At 72.1% G+C, this 15,751-nt stretch carries 12 protein-coding genes; 2 read left to right on the top strand and 10 right to left on the bottom strand.

What is annotated here, in order from left to right; translation table 11 throughout:
• Window positions 1-126: 126 nt before the first annotated feature.
• Complete coding sequence (locus AB0G32_RS12410; RefSeq protein ID WP_361161849.1) at window positions 127-1,479, bottom strand: MFS transporter; 1,353 nt, start codon at window positions 1,477-1,479, stop codon at window positions 127-129.
• 111 nt (window positions 1,480-1,590) lie between these two features.
• Window positions 1,591-2,256: a TetR/AcrR family transcriptional regulator gene (locus AB0G32_RS12405; RefSeq protein ID WP_361161847.1), complete on the bottom strand. Its 666-nt coding sequence runs from the start codon at window positions 2,254-2,256 to the stop codon at window positions 1,591-1,593.
• Window positions 2,257-2,392: 136 nt separating this feature from the next.
• On the opposite strand from AB0G32_RS12405, the gene AB0G32_RS12400 reads away from it, so the two are divergent.
• Both AB0G32_RS12400 and AB0G32_RS12395 read left to right on the top strand, forming a co-directional pair.
• The gene (locus AB0G32_RS12400) at window positions 2,393-3,271 is read left to right on the top strand and encodes a shikimate dehydrogenase (RefSeq protein ID WP_361161845.1); all 879 of its coding nucleotides are present in this window, start codon (window positions 2,393-2,395) and stop codon (window positions 3,269-3,271) included.
• Between the two features lie 24 nt (window positions 3,272-3,295).
• A complete protein-coding gene (locus AB0G32_RS12395) occupies window positions 3,296-5,092 on the top strand; it encodes a TIM barrel protein (protein ID WP_361161843.1) in 1,797 nt (598 codons plus the stop codon).
• Here the strand turns inward: AB0G32_RS12395 and AB0G32_RS12390 are convergent.
• The 8 genes from AB0G32_RS12390 to tkt are packed head-to-tail and all read right to left on the bottom strand — an operon-like array spanning window position 5,079 to window position 15,624.
• A complete protein-coding gene (locus AB0G32_RS12390) occupies window positions 5,079-6,542 on the bottom strand; it encodes a membrane-associated oxidoreductase (protein WP_361161841.1) in 1,464 nt (487 codons plus the stop codon). The genes AB0G32_RS12395 and AB0G32_RS12390 overlap by 14 nt on opposite strands.
• A 59-nt stretch (window positions 6,543-6,601) precedes the next feature.
• Window positions 6,602-7,186, bottom strand: coding sequence for a histidine phosphatase family protein (locus tag AB0G32_RS12385; protein WP_361161839.1), 585 nt, complete (start codon window positions 7,184-7,186; stop codon window positions 6,602-6,604).
• 6 nt (window positions 7,187-7,192) lie between these two features.
• Complete coding sequence (gene gnd, locus AB0G32_RS12380; protein WP_361161837.1) at window positions 7,193-8,071, bottom strand: phosphogluconate dehydrogenase (NAD(+)-dependent, decarboxylating); 879 nt, start codon at window positions 8,069-8,071, stop codon at window positions 7,193-7,195.
• 1 nt (window position 8,072) lies between these two features.
• Complete coding sequence (gene pgi / locus AB0G32_RS12375; RefSeq protein ID WP_361161835.1) at window positions 8,073-9,722, bottom strand: glucose-6-phosphate isomerase; 1,650 nt, start codon at window positions 9,720-9,722, stop codon at window positions 8,073-8,075.
• Entirely contained in the window at window positions 9,715-10,650 is a 936-nt protein-coding gene (opcA, locus tag AB0G32_RS12370) for a glucose-6-phosphate dehydrogenase assembly protein OpcA (RefSeq protein WP_361161833.1), read from the bottom strand. The genes pgi and opcA overlap by 8 nt, the downstream gene beginning before the upstream one ends.
• Complete coding sequence (gene zwf / locus AB0G32_RS12365) at window positions 10,647-12,365, bottom strand: glucose-6-phosphate dehydrogenase (RefSeq protein WP_361161830.1); 1,719 nt, start codon at window positions 12,363-12,365, stop codon at window positions 10,647-10,649. Before zwf ends, opcA begins: the two co-directional genes overlap by 4 nt.
• On the bottom strand, window positions 12,362-13,507 hold the full coding sequence (gene tal / locus AB0G32_RS12360; RefSeq protein WP_361161828.1) for a transaldolase: 1,146 nt from the start codon (window positions 13,505-13,507) through the stop codon (window positions 12,362-12,364). Before tal ends, zwf begins: the two co-directional genes overlap by 4 nt.
• Window positions 13,508-13,548: 41 nt before the next feature.
• Window positions 13,549-15,624, bottom strand: a complete 2,076-nt coding sequence (gene tkt / locus AB0G32_RS12355) for a transketolase (protein ID WP_361161826.1) — start codon at window positions 15,622-15,624, stop codon at window positions 13,549-13,551.
• Window positions 15,625-15,751 lie beyond the last annotated feature (127 nt).

The following is a 15,751-nucleotide window of genomic DNA, read 5'->3' as shown; positions in this document are numbered from 1 at the left end:
CGAGCGTGGGCGCCGCGTCCGGGACCGGGCGGCGGGCCGACCGCCCCGGTAACGCCGGTGCGCCGCCCGGTCGCCGGTCCGTGCCGGGCGAGCGGGCGGCGCACCGCCGAGGGTACGGCGGGCCGGTCAGGCGCTCACCGTTTCCGACCGGGCCGGCTTTTCGGGGGTCCGCTCGCCGAGCCGTTCCGTCGGGATCCGGTGGGTTTCCCGGGCGGTGACCGCCGCGATCACCGGCGGCACGCACAGCGCCGCCGTGAACAGGGCGACCGCCGCCCAGTCGTCCCCGTCCGGACCGGCGATCCGGGCGGCGAAGGTCACCGCGAACCCGGCCACCGCGAATCCGATCTGGGTACCGATCGCCACCCCGGACAGCCGGACCCGGGTCGTGAACATCTCGCCGTAGAAGGCCGGCCACACGCCGTTCGCGGCGCTGTAGACGACGCCGAAGCAGATGATGCCGGTCAGGAACGTGAGCGGGTAGGAACCGGTCGAGATCGCCCACAGGTACAGGCACATCATGACCGCGCTGCCCGCCGCGCCGATCAGGTACACCGGCCGCCGGCCGATCCGGTCGGACAGCGTCGCCCACAGCGGGATCGCGGCCAGCGCCACCACGTTGGCCAGCGCGCCCACCCACAGCATGGCGGTCCGGGACATGCCGACCGAGTCACTGGTGGCGTACGCCAGCGCCCACACCGTGAAGATGGTGCTGACCGAGGCGATCAGCGCGCCGCCGACCACCCGCAGCACATCCGCCCAGTGCTCGCGCATCAGCACCACCAGCGGCAGCTTGACCACGCCCTCGGTGGCGGCCTGCCGCTCGAAGGCCGGGGTCTCGTCCAGGTTGCGCCGGATGAAGTAGCCGACCACCGCGACCGCGACGCTCAGCCAGAACGGCACCCGCCAGCCCCAGGACAGCAACTGCTCCTCGGGCAGCGCGGCGATCGGGATGAAGACCAGGGTGGCCAGGAGCTGACCGCCCTGCGTGCCGCTCAGCGTGAAACTGGTGAAGAAACCGCGCCGCCCGGCGGGCGCGTGTTCCAGCGTCATCGAATTGGCACTGGCCTGCTCACCGGCGGCCGAGATGCCCTGGAGGACCCGGCACAGCACCAGCAGCACCGGCGCCAGCGTGCCGACCTGGTCACGGGTGGGCAGACAGCCGATGAGGAAGGTCGACAGCCCCATCAGCAGCAGCGTGAACACCATGATCTTCTTGCGGCCCATACGGTCACCGACGTGCCCGAGGAAGAACGCGCCGACCGGCCGGGCCGCGTACGCGACACCGAAGGTGGCCAGCGACAGCAGGGTGGCCGTCGCCGGATCCGACTCGTCGAAGAAGATCTCCGGGAAGATCAGCGCGGCGGCGCTGCCGTAGATGAAGAAGTCGTAGTACTCCAGGGCACTGCCGATCCAGGCGGCGGTCGCGGCCTTCTTCGGCTGACCCGGCGGGGCCTCGGGGACGGGGGCGGGGACGGACACGGCGGCTCCTTCGGCTTCGTCGCCTAATTAACCCACTGGGTAGTTAGTAGGGGTTGGGTTGGGATGTTGCGCCCACGTGTCCTGAGTGTCAAGAGGTTCCGAGGAGCGGGATCAGTCCGCCGCCCGCTCCGCCGTCAGGTACGCGATCACCATGTCGCCGAGCATGGCCCGGTAGCGCGCGCGCTGTTCGGGCGCGACCAGGTCGCGGCCGAACAGCGCGCCGAAGGTGGCCCGGTTGGCGACCCGGAAGAAGCAGAACGAGCTGATCATCGCGTGCAGGTCGACCGCGTCCACGTCCGCCGTGAACAGCCCCGACTCCTGGCCCGTCGCGAGGATGCGGCGGATCACGTCCAGCGCCGGCGAACCGATCTTGCCCAGCCGCTCGGAGGCCGCGATGTGCTCGGCGCCGTGGATGTTCTCGATGCTGACCAGGCGGATGAAGTCCGGGTGCCGCTCGTGGTGGTCGAAGGTGACCTCGGCCAGCCGGCGGATCGCGGCGACCGGGTCCAGATGCTCCACGTCGAGCTGCTGCTCGGCCTCCCGGATCACGCCGTACGCCCGCTCCAGAACGGCTGTGAACAGCTGTTCCTTGCCGCCGAAGTAGTAGTAGATCATCCGCTTGGTGGTGCGGGTGCGGGCGGCGATCTCGTCGACCCGGGCCCCGTCGTACCCGGCGCGGGCGAACTCGCGGGTGGCGACGTCGAGGATCTCGGCGCGGGTGCGGGCGGCGTCGCGGATGCGCCCGTTGGATCGTGCCGGTTCGTCGACGCTCGTCATCGGGTTCCTTCGGCCGGGAGGGTGCGGTGCGGAGATTGTAGAAGGTCGGGGCTTCCCCCGAACGGCGCTCTGCTGCTATGACTAACGTACTGGTTCGTACATTAGCTCTCAGGCGTCAGCCGCTCAGGAGGTCCCGGTGGCCAAGGACTCGTATCTCGTCGGACTGATCGGTTCCGGCATCGGACCGTCGCTCAGTCCCGCCCTGCACGAGCGGGAGGCCGACCGGCAGGGGCTGCGCTACCTGTACCGGCTGCTCGACCTCGACGTCCTCGGCACCCCGCCGGAGGCGGTGGGCGACCTGCTGCGCGCCGCCCGCGACCTCGGCTTCGACGGACTGAACATCACCCACCCCTGCAAACAGCTGGTCATCGAGCACCTCGACGCGCTCTCCCCCCAGGCCGAGGCGCTCGGCGCGGTCAACACCGTGGTCTTCGCGGCCGACGGCCGGGCAGTCGGCCACAACACCGACGTCACCGGCTTCGCCGCCTCCTTCGCCCGGGGCCTGCCCGACGCACCGCTGGAGCGGATCGTGCAGCTCGGCGCGGGCGGGGCGGGCGCCGCCGTCGCGCACGCCACGCTCACCCTGGGCGCCGGCCGGGTCACCGTGGTGGACCCGCTGCCCGAGCGGGCCGCCGCCCTCGCCGACTCCCTGAACCGGCACTTCGGACCGGAGCGGGCCGGCGCCGCCGCCCCCGACCAGCTGCCCGGCCTGCTGGCGGACGCCGACGGCGTCGTGCACGCCACCCCCACCGGCATGGCCGCCCACCCCGGCCTGCCGCTGCCCGCCGCGCTGCTGCACACCGGTCTCTGGGTCGCCGAGGTGGTCTACCGCCCGCTGGAGACCGAGCTGCTGCGCACCGCCCGCGCGCTCGGCTGCGCCACCCTCGACGGCGGCGGCATGGCCGTCTTCCAGGCGGTGGACGCCTTCCGCCTGTTCACCGGGCTGGAACCCGACGCCGCCGCCATGCTCACCGACTTCCGTGAGCTGTCCGGCGCCGTCACCGCGCCCCGCTGACCCGATCCGGAACGAGGTACCGACGTGCGTACGTCCATCGCCACCGTCTCCCTCAGCGGCTCCCTCACCGAGAAGCTGACCGCCGCCTCGCTGGCCGGGTTCGACGGCGTGGAGATCTTCGAGAACGACCTGCTGGCCAGCCCGCTCACCCCCGAGGAGATCCGCGCCCGCTGCGCCGACCTCGGCCTCACCGTCGACCTCTACCAGCCGATGCGGGACATCGAGGCACTGCCCGAGGCGCGGTTCGTCCAGAGCCTGCGACGGGCCCGGCACAAGTTCGAGCTGATGCGCCGGCTCGGCGCCGACACCGTGCTGGTCTGCTCCAGCGTGTCCCCGGACGCCATCGACGACGACGCGCTCGCCGCCGAACAGCTCGCCCGGCTGGCCTCGCTCGCCCAGGAGCACGGCGTCCGCGTCGCCTACGAGGCGCTCGCCTGGGGCCGGCACATCAGCACCTACGACCACGCCTGGCGGGTCGTCGAGGCGGCCGGGCACCCCGCGCTCGGCACCTGTCTGGACAGCTTCCACATCCTGTCCCGGGGCAGCGACCCCAAGGGCATCGAGGACATCCCCGGCGAGAAGATCTTCTTCCTCCAGCTCGCCGACGCGCCCCGGCTCGCCATGGACGTCCTCCAGTGGAGCCGCCACTACCGCTGCTTCCCCGGCCAGGGCGGCTTCGACATCGCCGGACTGGTCCGGCACGTGCTGCGCACCGGCTACGCGGGGCCGCTCTCCCTGGAGGTGTTCAACGACGTCTTCCGGCAGTCCGAGGCCGGCCCGACCGCCGTCGACGCCCAGCGCTCCCTGCGGCTGCTCCAGGAAGAGGTCGGCACCGCCGCCCCGCCCCCGCCGGCCGTCCCCACCGGTGTCGCCTTCGCCGAGCTGGTCACCCCGGACGCCCAGCCGGTCACCGCGCTGCTCGGCGCCCTCGGCTTCACCCGGGTCGCCCGGCACCGCGGCAAGCCCGTCGACCTGTGGCAGCAGGGCGAGGCCAGGGTGCTGGTCAACACCGGTCCGGCCGAACGCCGCGACGGCACCCGGCTCGCCGCCATCGGCCTCAACTCCGCGGACCCGGCGGGCGCCGCCCGGCGCGCGGAGGCACTGCTGGCGCCGGTACTGCCGCGCCGCCGTGCCCCCGAGGACGCGCTCCTCGACGCGGTCGCCGCGCCCGACGGCACGGAACTCTTCTTCTGCGCCGCCCCCGGCGCGGACGGCCCCGACTGGCGGGCCGACTTCGCCGCCGACACCCCCGCGCCAAAACCGCCCGAGGTGTGCCGCATCGACCATCTCGCCCTCACCCAGCCCTGGCACCACTTCGACGAGGCGGCCCTCTTCCACCGCAGCGTCCTGGGGCTCAGCCCGCAGCAGAGCGTGGATGTCGCCGACCCCTACGGGCTGCTCCGCAGCCGCGCCGTCACCAGCGACGACGGCGCCGTCCGCATCGTGCTGAGCGTCGGCGCCGCACCCACCGACGACACCGTGCACGCCCAGCACATCGCGCTCGCCACCGACGACGTGGTGGCGGCGGCCCGCCGCTTCCGCGCGGCCGGCGGCCGGCCGCTGCCCATCCCGGCCAACTACTACGACGACCTGGCCGCCCGCTTCGAGTTCGCCGCCGGCGAGCTGGAGACGTACCGCGAACTCGGCATCCTCTACGACCGCGACGCGCACGGCGTCTTCCGGCACTGCTACACCCGGACGGTGGGCCGGGTCTTCTTCGAACTCCTCCAGCGCGACGACGGCTACCGGGGCTACGGCGCCCCGAACGCCGCCGTCCGGCTGGCCGCGCAGCACGCCGCCCGGGAGCTCACTGGCGGCTGACGGCCCGGGTCACGCCCGCCACCACCGTCGAGGCGAGGATCCAGCCCATGAGGACGAGGGCGTAGGCCAGCCACTGGTACCAGCCGCCCGGGGCGAACGCCGTCTCCTGTCCGAAGGAGATGATCGGCAGCAGCAGGTCGAGGGTGTAGAAGACCGGGTTGAACTCCGGGGACTCGGACGGCTTCAGCGCCTCGGGGTGGTGCAGCCCGTAGGCCAGGGAGCCGACGGCCAGCAGCGACAGCAGCCAGGCGCCGGCCCGCAGCGGACGGAAGCCGTAGCCGACGGCGAGGTCCTGGAGGTGGCCCCACAGGCGGGCGTACCAGCGCAGGGTGCGGCGGTGCCGGCGCAGCTTGGCCAGTTGCACCAGCCGGGCCGCGTCGTCGTCGCCGATACGCCGGTAGGCGGCCGTCAGCTGCTCGTAGGAGTGCGGGACATAGCCGTCGCCGTCGCGTTCCAGCATCGCCAGCCGCAGCGCGGCCGGGTGGTGCGGGACCAGCGCGGTGTAGGTGAGGTCGTTCAGGTACACCTCGGCCGGCACCATCGCGGGGTCGAGGCTGAGGCTGTCCAGCCGGGCCCGGCGCAGCCGCAGCGCGCCCTCGATCCGGCCGCCGCCGAACAGCCACAGCTCCCCGATGACGCAGCTGGTGGCCCGCAGCGCGGTGCCGCCGGGCCGGGACAGCCGGGCGTGGGCCAGTTCCAGGGTGCCGGGCACACGGGCGCCCCGGAAGTCGAGGGTGCCCCGGGCGGTCAGGCAGGTGGCCGTCACACTCGATCCGACGACGAGGTGCTGCGCGTCCAGGGCGGTGCCGTCGGCCGCGTCCAGTTCGGCGTCCTTGAGGTTGACCATGCCGGTGACGGACGCCCCGGTGAGCCGGACCGATCCCCGCGTCCGCAGTCCCGGCGCCCACAGGTCCGCGCCGACGACTGTCTGGTTCAGATGGAGCACCGGCCCCTCGGCGTCCGGCGCGTCGATCGCCACGCCCTCCAGGTACAGGCTGCGGCCGATCTCCGCCCCGTTCAGCCGTACCGTGCCGCGGCACCGGGCCCGCGTCATCCGCAGCATGCCGTCCACCCGCACGGCGTGCGAGACCAGGCCGGGCAGCACGGACTCGCTGAGGTTCAGCTCGCGCAGCCGGGCGGCGTAGCACCGGAGGGTCTCCTCGAAGTGGCAGTGCCGCAGCCGCACCGGGTGGTCGACGCTCGCGTACTGGAGGTCGAGGCCGCCGGTGATCCGCGCGCCCGCGACGTCCAGCGCGGCGACCTCGCCGTCCTCCCGCGGCCCGTGCAGCAGCAGTGCGCGCAGCACCTCGCCGCGTACGGTCCGCTCCGCCCCCCAGGTGCCCCCGTCGGCGGGGTCGTCGTCGGGCGCGGCGCGGAAGTCGACGTACTCGCCCCGGGCGAAGGCCCGCCACACCCGCGCCTCGGCCGGCGTCAGCTCGTTGATCTCCATCGACGGGGACTCTGACGCGGCGGCCGGGTCCTGTCAATCAGGCCCCGGCCGCCGGGAGTTCACGGCCGCGCGTTCCACTCCGCGATCACCGGACGGTCGTGCTCCGTGGACAGCCGGCTCAGCGTCCCGGTCGCCAGCTGGAACAGCCGGCCCTCGGCGGGCGGCAGCCCGAGCCGGCGGGCGGTCACCACCCGCAGGAAGTGGCCGTGCGCCACCAGGATCACATCGCCGGCGGCGAGCGCCGGCTCGACCCGGGCCAGCAGCCGGTCGGCCCGCCGGCCGACCTGCTCGGGCGACTCGCCGGGGCTCTCGTCGCCGGGCGGTGCCCCGTCCGTCCACAGGTCCCAGCCGGGCCGGGCCCGGTGGATGTCGACGCTGGTGACGCCCTCGTAGCCGCCGTAGTCCCACTCGTGCAGGTCGGCGTCGGACTCCGCGCCGACCAGGCCCGCCAGTTCGGCGGTGCGCACGGCCCGGCCCAGCGGGCTGGTGAGCACCCGGGCGAAGGGCCGTCCGGACAGCAGCGGGGCCAGCGACTTGGCCTGCTCCTCACCTCGGGTGGTGAGGGGCAGGTCGGTGTGGCTGGTGTGCTGTCCGGACCGGCTCCACTCGGTCTCGCCGTGGCGGACCAGCAGCAGATCTCCCACCGCGGACTACTTCGAGGACTCGACGGCGTGGCCGCCGAACTGGTTGCGCAGTGCGGCGATCATCTTCATCTGCGGCGAGTCGTCCTGCCGGGAGGAGAACCGGGCGAACAGCGACGCGGTGATCGCGGGCAGCGGCACCGCGTTGTCGATGGCCGCCTCCACGGTCCAGCGGCCCTCGCCGGAGTCGGCGGCCCGGCCGCGCAGCTTCTCCAGGTGCGGGTCGTCGTCCAGGGCGTTGACGGCGAGGTCGAGCAGCCAGGACCGGATGACCGTGCCCTCCTGCCAGGACCGGAAGACCTCGCGGACGTTGTCCACCGAGTCGACCTTCTCAAGCAGCTCCCAGCCCTCCGCATACGCCTGCATCATGGCGTACTCGATGCCGTTGTGGACCATCTTGGCGAAGTGCCCGGCGCCGACCTTGCCCGCGTGCACGTAGCCGTAGGGGCCCTCCGGCTTGAGCGCCTCGAAGACCGGCTGGAGCCGGTCGACGTACTCCTTCTCGCCGCCGACCATCAGCGCGTAGCCGTTCTTCAGGCCCCACACACCGCCGGAGACCCCGGCGTCGACGAAGCCGATGCCGCGCTTGGCGAGTTCCTCGGCGTGCTTCTCGTCGTCGGTCCAGCGGGAGTTGCCGCCGTCGACGACGATGTCGCGGGGCTTGAGGATGGAGCCGAGCTGGTCGATGACGGCCTGGGTGGGGCCGCCGGCCGGGACCATCACCCACACCGCGCGGGGTCCGTCGAGGCGGTCCACGAGGTCGACGAGGCTGTCCACGTCGGAGAGTTCGGGGTTGGTGTCGTATCCGACGACGTCGTGGCCGGCGTTGCGCAGGCGGTCGCGCATGTTGCCGCCCATCTTGCCGAGCCCGATGAGACCGATCTGCATGTCAGTGCACTTCCTTCAGTTCGCGGTAGGCGGCCACCAGCGCGGCCGTGGAGGGATCGAGGCCGGGGACGTGGGCGCCCTCGCTGAGGGCGGGTTCGACGCGCTTGGCGAGGACCTTGCCGAGTTCGACACCCCACTGGTCGAAGGAGTCGATGTTCCACACCGCGCCCTGCACGAACACCTTGTGCTCGTACAGCGCGATCAGCTGGCCGAGCACCGACGGGGTCAGCTCGGTGGCCAGGACGGTGGTGGTGGGGTGGTTGCCCTGGAACGTCTTGTGGGCGACCAGTTCCTCCGGAACGCCCTCGGCGCGCACCTCCTCGGGGGTCTTGCCGAAGGCGAGGGCCTGGGTCTGGGCGAAGAAGTTGGCCATCAGCAGGTCGTGCTGGGCCTTGAGCCGGTCGTCGAGCTCGGCGACCGGGCGGGCGAAGCCGATGAAGTCCGCCGGGATCAGCTTGGTGCCCTGGTGGATCAGCTGGTAGTAGGCGTGCTGCCCGTTGGTGCCGGGCGTGCCCCACACCACCGGACCCGTCTGCCACTTGACCCGCCGCCCGTCCCGGGTGACCGACTTGCCGTTGGACTCCATGTCCAGCTGCTGGAGGTAGGCGGTGAACTTGGCCAGATAGTGGCTGTAGGGCAGCACCGCGTGCGACTGGGCGTCCATGAAGTTGCCGTACCAGACGCCCAGCAGCCCGAGGATCAGCGGGGCGTTGGCCTCCGCCGGGGCGGTGCGGAAGTGGTCGTCGACGATGCGGAAGCCGTCGAGCAGCTCGCGGAACCGGTCCGGGCCGACGGCGATCATCAGGGACAGGCCGATCGCCGAGTCGAAGGAGTAGCGGCCGCCGACCCAGTCCCAGAACTCGAACATGTTGGCCGTGTCGATGCCGAAGTCCGCGACCTTACCGGCGTTGGTCGACAGGGCGACGAAGTGCTTCGCGACCGCGTCGTCGTCCTTGAGCGCGGCAAGCAGCCAGGACCGGGCCGAGGTGGCGTTGGTGATCGTCTCGATCGTGGTGAACGTCTTGGACGCCACGATGAACAGCGTCTCGGCCGGGTCCAGGTCGCGGGTCGCCTCGTGCAGGTCGGCGCCGTCCACGTTCGAGACGAAGCGGACCGTCAGGTCCCGGTCGGTGAAGGCGCGCAGCGCCTCGTACGCCATCGCCGGACCCAGGTCGGAGCCGCCGATGCCGATGTTGACGACATTGCGGATGCGCCGGCCGGTGTGGCCGGTCCACGCGCCGGACCGCACCCGGTCCGCGAAGCCGGCCATCTTGTCCAGCACGGCGCGCACCCGCGGCACCACGTTCTCGCCGTCGACCTCGACCACCGCGTCGGCCGGGGCGCGCAGCGCGGTGTGCAGCACCGCCCGGTCCTCGGTGACGTTGATCCTCTTGCCGTCGAACATGGCGTCCCGCAGCCCGAACACGTCGGTCGCGGCGGCCAGCTCCCGCAGCAGCGCCAGGGTCTCGTCGGTGACCAGGTGCTTCGAGTAGTCGATGCGCAGGTCCCCGACGCGCACGACATAGCGCTCGGCGCGCGAGGGATCGGCGGCGAACAGCTCACGCAGCTCCGGACGGAGCAGCGCCTCGGCGCGGTGGTTCTCCAGGGCCGTCCACTCGGGACGGCGGGTGAGCTCGGGGGTGTCAGACATGGACAGGGGTCTCCTCGGTGCCCTCGCCGCGCAGGGCGATGGCGTACATCTCGTCCGCGTCGAGGCGCCTGAGCTCCTCGGCGATCAGTTCTGCGGTGGAGCGGACCTTCAGCGCCAGCGTGCGCGGCGGCTGGTCCGGCAGGGTCAGGGTGGCCACCGGCCCCTCGGGGCGGTCGATGACGATCTCGCCGGCCGCGGTGCCCAGCCGGACCGTGGTGACGGCCGGGCCGTCGCTGACCACCCGGTCGGCCACGACGCCGAGCCGGGCCTCCAGCCAGCGGGCCAGCAGTTCGGCGGCCGGGTTGTCCGTCTCGGCCTCCACCGTCGCCGACGTCACCTTCATCCGGGCCTGGTCCAGTGCCGCCGCCAGCATCGAGCGCCACAGCGTCAGCCGGGTCCAGGCCAGGTCGGTGTCGCCGGGCGCGTAGGTGCGGACCCGATTCTCCAGCGTCCGCATCGGGTTCTCGACCGCGTACAGGTCGGTGATCCGGCGCTGGGCGAGCGCGCCCAGCGGGTCCTTGGCCGGGTCGTCGGGGGCGTCCACCGGCCACCACACGACGACCGGCGCGTCCGGCAGCAGCAGCGGCAGCACCACCGAGTCGGCGTGCCGCGACACCTCGCCGTACATGCGCAGCACCACCGTCTCGCCGGTGCCCGCCTCGGAGCCGACCCGCACCTCGGCGTCCAGGTGCGACTTGGTGCGCTCGCGCGGGTTGCGGGTGTGCCGCTTGATGACGACCAGGGTGCGCGAGGGGTGCTCGTGCGAGGCCTCCTCGGCCGCCTTGATCGCGTCGTAGGCGTTCTCCTCGTCCGTGACGATGACCATCGTCAGGACCATGCCCACGGCCGGGGTGCCGATCGCCCGGCGGCCCTGGACCAGCGCCTTGTTGACCTTGCTTGCCGTGGTGTCGGTCAGGTCGATCCTCATGGCCTGCGCCAGCTCCGTCCGTCTCGTGCGAGCATCTCGTCGGCTTCCTCGGGGCCCCAGCCGCCGGAGGCGTACTGGGCCGGCTTGCCGTGGGTGGCCCAGTACTCCTCGACCGGGTCGAGGATCCGCCAGGACTCTTCCACCTCCTGGTGACGCGGGAACAGGTTCGCGTCGCCGAGCAGGACGTCCAGGATCAGGCGTTCGTACGCCTCGGGGCTGGACTCGGTGAAGGACTCGCCGTAGGCGAAGTCCATCGACACGTCCCGGATCTCCATCGAGGTGCCCGGCACCTTGGAGCCGAACCGGACCGTCATGCCCTCGTCCGGCTGGACCCGGATGACGATCGCGTTGGCGCCGAGCTCCTCGGTTGCGGTGGTGTCGAAGGGGGAGTGCGGGGCGCGCTGGAAGACCACCGCGATCTCGGTGACCCGGCGCCCGAGCCGCTTGCCGGTGCGCAGATAGAAGGGGACGCCCGCCCAGCGGCGGTTGTCGACGGCCAGCTTGATCGCCGCGTAGGTGTCGGTGCTGGAGGCCGGGTCGATGCCGTCCTCCTCCAGGTAGCCGCTGACCTGCTCGCCGCCCTGCCAGCCGCCCGCGTACTGGCCGCGCACGGTGTGCTCGCCCAGGTCGTCCGGCAGCCGCACCGCCCGGAACACCTTCAGCTTCTCGGTCAGCAGCGAGGCCGCGTCGAAGGAGGCGGGCTCCTCCATCGCGGTCAGTGCCATCAGCTGGAGCAGGTGGTTCTGGATGACGTCGCGGGCGGCGCCGATGCCGTCGTAGTAGCCGGCCCGGCCGCCGATGCCGATGTCCTCGGCCATGGTGATCTGCACGTGGTCGACGTAGGACCGGTTCCAGATCGGCTCGTACATCTGGTTGGCGAAGCGCAGCGCCAGGATGTTCTGGACGGTCTCCTTGCCCAGGTAGTGGTCGATGCGGAAGACCTGGTCCGGTTCGAAGACGTCGTGCACGAGCGAGTTCAGCTCCTGCGCGCTCTCCAGATCGTGACCGAACGGCTTTTCGATGACGGCGCGGCGCCAGGAGCCCTCCGGGGCGTCCGCCAGGCCGTGCTTCTTCAGCTGCTGGACCACCTTGGGGAAGAACTTCGGCGGTACCGAGAGGTAGAAGGCGTAGTTGCCGCTGGTGCCCCGGGAGGCGTCCAGCTCGTCCACCGCCTTGCGCAGTTCCTCGAAGGCGCTGTCGTCGTCGAAGTCGCCGGGGATGAACCGCATGCCCTCGGAGAGCTGCTGCCAGACCTCCTCGCGGAACTCGGTCCGGGCGTGCTCCTTGACCGCCTGGTGCACGACCTCGGCGAAGTCCTGGTCCGCCCAGTCCCGGCGGGCGAACCCGACCAGCGAGAAGCCCGGCGGCAGCAGGCCCCGGTTGGCCAGGTCGTACACGGCCGGCATCAGCTTCTTGCGGGACAGGTCACCGGTCACGCCGAAGATGACCAGGCCGGACGGGCCCGCGATGCGGGGCAGCCGGCGGTCCTGGGGGTCGCGCAGCGGATTGCTCCACTCGGCGGTGGGGATGACTGCGGGGGCGGTGTCCTTCTTGGCCCGCGCGCCGGTGCGCCGGGCCTTCCCCGGCTCCGGCTTCGGCTGCGCGGGGGCGTCGGCGGCCACGACCCCCGCCGCCTCCTGGGCGTCCCGGACCTCCTTGGCCTCCTTCGTGCCCTTGGTCTCGCCCGCGTCCGGGTCGGGAAGCTCCTTGCTCATTCCCCGTCAACTCCCTTGCTGTCGAGGGACTTCGTCACGGCGTCGAGCAGGTCCTGCCAGGCCGCCTCGAACTTGGCCACGCCCTCCCGCTCCAGCAGCTCCACCACCTCGTCGTACGAGATGCCGAGCCGCTCCACGGCGGCGAGGTCGGCCCTCGCCTGGGCGTAGCCGCCGGTGACCGTGTTCCCCTGGACGTCACCGTGCTCGGCGGTGGCGGCCAAGGTGGCCTCCGGCATGGTGTTCACGGTGCCGGGAGCGACCAGCTCCTCCACGTACAGGGTGTCCCGGTATGCCGGATCCTTCACCCCGGTGGACGCCCACAGGGGGCGCTGCCGGTTGGCACCGGTGCCCGCCAGGGCGGTGAAACGGTTCCCCGCGAAGACCTCCTCGTACGCCTCGTAGGCCAGCCGCGCGTTCGCCAGCGCCGCCTTGCCCTTCAGGGCGCGGGCCGCGTCGGTGCCCAGCACGGTCAGCCGCTTGTCGATCTCGCTGTCGACCCGGGAGACGAAGAAGGAGGCCACCGAGTGGACGGCGGCCAGGTCGTGCCCGGCCGCCCGGGCCTTCTCCAGGCCGGCCAGGTAGGCGTCCATGACCTCGCGGTAGCGCTCCAGGGAGAAGATCAGCGTCACGTTGACGCTGATGCCCGCCCCGACGACCTCGGTGATGGCCGGCAGCCCGGCCTTGGTCGCCGGGATCTTGATCATGACGTTGGGCCGGTCCACCAGCCAGAACAGCTGCCGGGCCTCGGCGATGGTGGCCGCCGTGTCGTGGGCGAGCCGCGGGTCGACCTCGATGGAGACCCGGCCGTCCCGGCCGCCGCTCGCCTCGTACACCGGCTTCAGTACGTCGGCGGCGGCGCGGACGTCGGCGGTGGTCATCATCCGCACCGCCTCCTCCACGGTGACGCCGCGCACCGCGAGATCGGCGAGCTGCTCCTCGTAGCCCGCGCCGGCGCCGATGGCCGCCTGGAAGATCGACGGGTTGGTGGTGACGCCGACGACACCGCCGGTCTCGACCAGCCGGGCCAGGTCCCCGGACTCGATCCGGGTGCGGGACAGGTCGTCCAGCCATACGGAGACACCCTCGTCGGCCAGGCGCTTGAGCGCTCCCGGGGTCCCGGTTGCTTCGGTCACAGTGATCATCATCTTCTTTCTGGCGTTGCGATCAAGCAGGGCGAGCACGGTCAGGCGCGGGCGGCGGCGAGGGACTCCCGGGCCGCGGCGGCCACGTGCTCGGCGGTGAAGCCGTACTCGGCGAACAGGGTCTTGGCGTCGGCGGAGGCGCCGTAGTGCTCCAGCGAGACGATGCGTCCCGCGTCACCGACGAAGCGGTACCAGGTCAGCGCGATGCCGGCCTCGACGGCCACCCGGGCCCGCACCGCGGGCGGCAGCACGCTCTCCCGGTACTCCCGCGGCTGCTCCTCGAACCACTCCACGGACGGCATCGACACCACCCGGGTGGCGGTGCCCGCCGCCTGGAGCAGCTCGCGCGCCGCGACGGCGACCTGCACCTCGGAGCCGGTGGCGATCAGGATCACCTCCGGGGTGCCGGTGGCGGCGTCCGCCAGGACGTAGCCGCCGCGCGCCGCGTCCGGGTTCGCCGGGTACGTCGGCAGGCCCTGCCGGCTGAGGGCGAAGCCGTGCGGCGCCGGATTGGTGGCGTGCCGCCGCAGTACCTCGGCCCAGGCGGCCACGGTCTCGTTGGCGTCGGCCGGGCGGATCACGTTCAGGCCCGGGATGGCGCGCAGCGCGGCGAGGTGCTCGACCGGCTGGTGGGTCGGACCGTCCTCCCCCAGGCCGATGGAGTCGTGCGTCCACACGTACGTCACGGGCAGCTGCATCAGCGCCGACATGCGCACCGCGTTGCGCATGTAGTCGGAGAAGGTCAGGAAGGTGCCGCCGTAGATCCGGGTGTTGCCGTGCAGCGCGATGCCGTTCATCTCGGCGGCCATCGAGAACTCGCGGATGCCGAAGTGGACGGTACGGCCGTACGGGTCGGCCTCCGGCAGCGGGTTGCCCGCGGGCAGGAACGACGACGTCTTGTCGATCGTGGTGTTGTTCGAGCCCGCGAGGTCGGCGGAGCCGCCCCACAGCTCGGGCAGCACCGGGCCGAGTGCCTGGAGCACCTTGCCGGACGCGGCCCGGGTGGCGACCGACTGGCCGGGCTCGAACACCGGCAGCGCGTCCTGCCAGCCCGCGGGGAGCCGGCCCGCGACCACCCGGTCGAACAGCTCGGCCCGCGCGGGCTGCGCGCCGCGCCACTTGTCCAGCCGCTTGTCCCAGGCGGCGTGCGCCTCCGCGCCCCGGTCCAGTGCCTCCCGGGTGTGGGCGAGCACCTCGTCGGCGACCTCGAAGGACCGCTCCGGGTCGAAGCCGAGGACCCGCTTGGTGGCGGCCACCTCGTCGGCGCCGAGCGCGGAGCCGTGCGACGCCTCGGTGTTCTGGGCGTTCGGCGCGGGCCAGGCGATGATCGTGCGCATCGCGACGATCGAGGGACGGCCGGTCTCCGCCCTGGCGGCGTTCAGGGCCGCGTACAGGGCGGGCACGTCCACGTCGCCGTGCTCGGCGGGCTCGATGCGCTGGACGTGCCAGCCGTACGCCTCGTACCGCTTCAGCACGTCCTCGGAGAAGGCGGTCGCGGTGTCGCCCTCGATGGAGATGTGGTTGTCGTCGTAGAGGAAGACCAGGTTGCCGAGCTTCTGGTGGCCGGCCAGCGAGGACGCCTCGGCGGAGACGCCCTCCTGGAGGTCGCCGTCCGAGACGATCGCCCAGATGGTGTGGTCGAACGGGGACTCGCCGGCCGGCGCCTCGGGATCGAACAGACCGCGCTCGTAGCGGGCCGCCATCGCCATGCCCACCGCGTTGGCCACGCCCTGCCCGAGCGGCCCCGTGGTGGTCTCCACGCCCGCCGTGTGCCCGTACTCGGGGTGACCGGGGGTCTTCGACCCGTGCGTCCGGAACGCCTTCAGGTCGTCCAGCTCCAGCTCGTACCCGGCCAGGTAGAGCTGCGTGTAGAGGGTCAGCGAGGTGTGTCCGGGGGACAGCACGAAACGGTCCCGGCCGGTCCACTCGGGATCGGCGGGATCGTGACGCATCACCTTCTGAAAGATCGTGTAGGCGGCCGGGGCGAGGGCCATCGCCGTCCCGGGGTGCCCGTTCCCGACCTTCTGCACCGCATCGGCCGCGAGAACACGGGCGGTGTCGACGGCACGCCGGTCGAGTTCGGTCCATTCGAAGCGGTCCGCGGTATGCGTGCTCATCTTCAAGAAATCCTCGATTGGAGCGAAGTGGCTGCTCTGACGTGTTCAAACTTAAAAGTCTGACTTTTGGGAGTGAAGGTCATCGTGTGCCAGCCTGTGGTGAAACTGGGACACGCCTCGGGCATCC

Source organism: Streptomyces sp. NPDC023723, from assembly GCF_040639815.1.
In the GTDB taxonomy this organism is placed as follows: Bacteria; Actinomycetota; Actinomycetes; order Streptomycetales; family Streptomycetaceae; genus Streptomyces.
The sequence above is the reverse complement of the archived record's forward strand: the minus strand, read 5'-3'. Positions and strand labels throughout refer to the sequence as shown.

Coding starts and splice junctions, on each gene's coding strand:
- AB0G32_RS12390 (WP_361161841.1), bottom strand. CDS start 6,542: ATGGAGATCAACGAGCTGACGCCGGCCGAGGCGCGGGTGTGGCGGGCC.
- pgi (WP_361161835.1), bottom strand. CDS start 9,722: ATGTCTGACACCCCCGAGCTCACCCGCCGTCCCGAGTGGACGGCCCTG.
- AB0G32_RS12405 (WP_361161847.1), bottom strand. CDS start 2,256: ATGACGAGCGTCGACGAACCGGCACGATCCAACGGGCGCATCCGCGAC.
- zwf (WP_361161830.1), bottom strand. CDS start 12,365: ATGAGCAAGGAGCTTCCCGACCCGGACGCGGGCGAGACCAAGGGCACG.
- gnd (WP_361161837.1), bottom strand. CDS start 8,071: ATGCAGATCGGTCTCATCGGGCTCGGCAAGATGGGCGGCAACATGCGC.
- tal (WP_361161828.1), bottom strand. CDS start 13,507: ATGATCACTGTGACCGAAGCAACCGGGACCCCGGGAGCGCTCAAGCGC.
- opcA (WP_361161833.1), bottom strand. CDS start 10,650: ATGAGGATCGACCTGACCGACACCACGGCAAGCAAGGTCAACAAGGCG.
- tkt (WP_361161826.1), bottom strand. CDS start 15,624: ATGAGCACGCATACCGCGGACCGCTTCGAATGGACCGAACTCGACCGG.